Source organism: Rhodanobacter spathiphylli B39, assembly GCF_000264295.1.
In the GTDB taxonomy this organism is placed as follows: domain Bacteria; phylum Pseudomonadota; class Gammaproteobacteria; order Xanthomonadales; family Rhodanobacteraceae; genus Rhodanobacter; species Rhodanobacter spathiphylli.
This window is the reverse complement of record NZ_AJXT01000103.1, coordinates 1-4,114: the sequence shown is the minus strand read 5'-3', so window position 1 is coordinate 4,114 and position 4,114 is coordinate 1. Positions and strand designations below refer to the sequence as shown.

General features: G+C 69.4%; 2 protein-coding genes. Both read right to left on the bottom strand.

Annotation, left to right across the window (positions count from 1 at the left end; translation table 11 throughout):
• Nucleotides 1-845: 845 nt before the first annotated feature.
• Nucleotides 846-2,948 carry a hypothetical protein gene (locus UU7_RS17140; RefSeq protein ID WP_007810733.1) on the bottom strand — a complete coding sequence of 701 codons (2,103 nt, stop codon included), beginning with the start codon at nucleotides 2,946-2,948 and terminating at the stop codon, nucleotides 846-848.
• Nucleotides 2,949-2,960: 12 nt separating this feature from the next.
• Nucleotides 2,961-3,845, bottom strand: coding sequence for a hypothetical protein (locus UU7_RS17135; protein ID WP_007810731.1), 885 nt, complete (start codon nucleotides 3,843-3,845; stop codon nucleotides 2,961-2,963).
• Nucleotides 3,846-4,114: the final 269 nt, after the last annotated feature.

Here is a 4,114-nt window from a genome sequence, read left to right as displayed (position 1 = left end):
TGTTTTAATGACACAGTAGAACTAAGGAAATGTTATGCCCGCGACAAGGCAGAAGGCGATGCCTGAAAGCAGGCCGAAGAATGCGGGGATCAGAATGTCGCCAATCTGAAGCGAAGTTGAGCCAAAGCAAGCCCAGACAAAAATGGGAGACACGACGATGGCTGCAGCGATGGCCCCTACGCAGACACGCAGAAAGGTCAGCGCGCCATGCGCCCGTAGCCATAGTAAGTATGGAAGTCCGATGCCAAGCATCGCAGCGTAGGTTGCCGGCAAGATGTAAACGAAGACGAAATAGGATCCCTCCGGCACCCTCAGTGCGCCGCGACCTCTGGTGAATAGACCGACTAGCACCGAGGTAAAAACTAGCCCAACGGGTACGACCCATGGCGTGGCCAGCACGGCAAACCAAATTGGGCGGCGATGTTGAGTCATTGGCATAACGCTTAGTAAACCCCATATCGGGGCATATGCAATGGATGTTCAGCTTTCGGCTGCGCTTGGTCAAGGAGCGATCCTGAGGAGCGACAGGACTGGCCGGATGATGGCTCCCGCTTCCGCAGGTAATTCTTCCCTGTGCATATCCCACAAATCGGGGCGCCATGTCTTATCCCCCACAATCGATGGTGATAGCAGGTGCTGGTTCGGTAACGCGTCTACCTGCCTTCTGGACGAAGTTCGGTGGCGTTTGCCGCACGGACACCGCAGCTTGTGCATCGGAACCATTACACCGGATGGATACGCCGGTTCATCCTGGGGAACGGAAGACAGCCCTCGCCTGAAAAAGACGCGGTCCCGCTGGCGCGTTCCGGACCTTGGAGCAAGGCGCCACCGCAGTCCAGGACAGCTCAATGGAACTGGTCGCTCGCCGGCACCCACGAACTGGACGATGAGGCCGGCGCGGCGGATTTGACCGGCAGCGTGATGACCTCGCAGCCGGGGGGCGGCGGACTGCCGGCGACGCGGGCGGCGGCGCATTCGGCGCTGTTGTCGAACTTGATCATCGGCGCGGGCGATGGGCTGCTGGCGGCGACTGCCGGTTTGGCCACGGGATTGGCCGGGGCCAGGTTCAGGCGATCGTAGATTTTCTGGTCCAGCGGCTTCGCCGGCGGATCGGGATTGCCGCAGCCCAGCAGCGCGATCGGTATCAGGGGATTCACGGCGCACTTGATGCGGATGCCGCGTGGCAGATGGAAGGTGTGGGTGACCCGGGTCTTCTCCGCCGCGCGCCGCAACGCGGTGTCGATCGAACTTTCGCCTTCGGGCGCCCAGTCCTGTTCGAAGCGGGTCGGCTTGTAGCCGATGTCGGGGCGGCCGTGGCTCATGATCTGGGTGTCGCCGTGCGGCTTCAGTTGCACATACTCGCCCAGGCCGGTTTGCGGCTCGCCTTGCGCACTGCCCTTCTGCACGCCCTGCAATGCGCCGGGCTGGTTGCCGCCGGGCTGCGCCTTGCCAGCCTGGTCGCTGGCAGTCGGTGCCTTGCCTGTCTGGTCGGCGGCGACCTGCTTGCCGTTGCCCGGCTGCTTCGCCGCTTGGGCCGACGTGGCGGCGCTGCTGTCGGCCGCTGCCGGTTCGCGCACGACGGCATCGGCTCGACCCGGATCACCCAGGTCGCTGCCTTGCGGGATGGCGTCGGGCGCGCGGCTGACGTCGCGCCCCGGCGACTGGTTCGCCGGGGTGGGCGCGGGCTGTTGCGCTTCGTCGCTGGCCCTGGACTGGGGCGATTCGGCTTTTGCCGTCGTGTTGTCGGGAACAGGCGCGGCGGCCGGGGTCACCGTGGGCGGTGCGCTCAGTTCGGGAAGTTCGATGGACGGCTGGACGGCCGTCTGACGCGGCGTGTCGGTCACCTCGATCTTTTCGCTGGGCGCCTGCGGCTTGATCTCGGCCGGTGCCGATGGCGCCAGCGGCACGGCGTCGAGTTCGGCCTCGGCCACCTCGATCGACGGCGCCTGCACCTGGGGCTTTTCGTTGGACACCGTGGGACGGGGCGCGCTCAGCGGCGCGTCCAGATTGACGATGGGCGAGGCCTGCGCCGGCAGGGGCACCGGCTGCAGCGCGGGCACCGGCGGCGCAGCGGGAACCTCGGCGCGCATCACGGTGATGCTGGCCGGCGCCACGGATTTGGGCACGTTCGTGTCCAGCGCGATGCTCGGCATGGCGATCGGCGGCGCGGCCTGCGGCGGCACTTCGGGCATCGCCAGCGAAGGCGGTGGCGGCATCGGCCGATTGCCTTCCAGTTGCGGCTTGCGCACGGCCTCGGGCTGGAACTTCGGCGGCACCGGCGCCTGCACCACCGGCGTGGGCAGGTTGATCGTCGGCGGCTCGCCGGCCAGCGGCACCGGTTGCAGATCGGGCGCCGGGGCCGGTTGCGGCAGGCTCACCGGTGCCGGTGGCGCGGCCACGGGTTTCGGCTTGGGCGCCTTGACCTTCGCTACCCTGGCGACTACCGGCGGCGCGGCCGCTGCGGGTGGCGCCGGCGTCACCACCGCCTCGACGTTGGCGCTGCGTTCGCTGACCCTGGCCGGCCGCTTGTCGCGACCCTGGTGGCGCGGCCCCCGCTCTTTCGGTGGCGTGCCGCGCACCGGTGGCGGCGGTGGCGGCTCGGGCGGCTCGATCAAGCGCACCTGCAACAGCACCTGTTTCGGCTCGGGCGGCAGCACGACCTGGAATGCGGGGCCGAGCACGAAGCCGAACAGGAAGAACAGATGCACCACCACGGCGCCCGCCATCGCCACGATGCGCAGGGTGCGTTCGCGCGGCCGTGGCCGCGTGCGCTGGTGATACACGCGTGCACGAGTGGCCGCCGCCAGTGGCGAGTTCAGCATCACCTGCGCGGGGTTGGCGGCGCGTCGGGAGGTGGCGTGTGGCGGTGGCGCGGGCATCGGATGAGTGTAGCGGGCGCCGCCCCGGTTGCGGTGGCGGGCATGACGATCGACCGCCGCGAGGGGCATGCCGCCGCAGGTTCAGTGCCCGCGCGCTGCCTTCGCAGCCCGCTCGCGCAGCTCGGCATCCACGGCACGATCGGGCGTGTCCACCGGGCAACCCCAGGCCAGCGGCTTGCCGGCGCGATACATGTCGATGCAGGCCTGCTCGCTGGGTGGCTTCGGCGCATGCGCCTGCCCGTCCAGCGAACGCGCCGGCGCCATGTTGAGGCGCACGTCACCGTCCTTCGCCGAAGGTTTCGCCGGTGGATCGCCGCCACAACCACCCGCCAGCATCGCCAGCGAGATCGCGCAGTGGATGCGCACGCCGCGCGGAAGCCGGATGGTCTTCTTCACCGTGGTCTTGTCCACCAGCTTCTGCAGCGCGCTGTCGACGGCGTTGCTCTTGCCCCAGTCCTGGTCGAAGCGCGTGGCCTGGTAGGTGACCGGACTGCGGTGCTGCATGATCCGCGGGTCGCCCTGGGGCAGGTGCTGCACGTAGTCGGGCACCGGGGTGCTGCTTGCCGGGGCGGGCAACAGAGGCTGGCCGTTTTGATCGAACAGCCGTGCCGTGCTGCGCGGTGGTGGCGGCGCGGGCAGTTGCAGGCTCATGGCGTTCTTTCGCGGGGGCTCGCGCGGCGCCGCCGGGACGCGGGGACGCGGCGGCGCCTGCAACGCCGGGGCCGGTGGCGTCGCCCTCGCCGGTGCGCTGCTGATGAAGCGGATCTGCAGCGCTTCCTGCGCGGGCGCGCTGGTGGTCGGGGCGATCATTCGGGGACGCATCTGCTGCCACACCACCAGCACGAACACGCCGTGCAGCAACGCGGCGAGCAGCAGGGCCAGCCAGTGCTGGCGGCGTTCGCGCCGTGGCTCGTGCCAGCGGCGGCCACGCCCGGCCGCCAGGGCAAGCGGGGTCGCCTCGTGCATCGGCGGCGCCGGCGACTCCTCGGCGGGTACCGGCGGCGGGCGTTGGGCGAGCGGCGAGCGGGCGATGACGGAACCTCGGACGTGGCGGGAGCGGGCAGCATGCCGAGCGGGAACTGAATTCCGGCCGGCCGGATGGCGGCGCACATCCGGCGGGATGGCGACGCCACGGCGCTTGAGACCACCCGGCGACGGCGGCGGTTCCCCGCAGTGCAGCTTGACCCGCACGCCGCTCGGCTCAAGTCTAGGCGGGCGGCGCCTTGCGCCGCCTC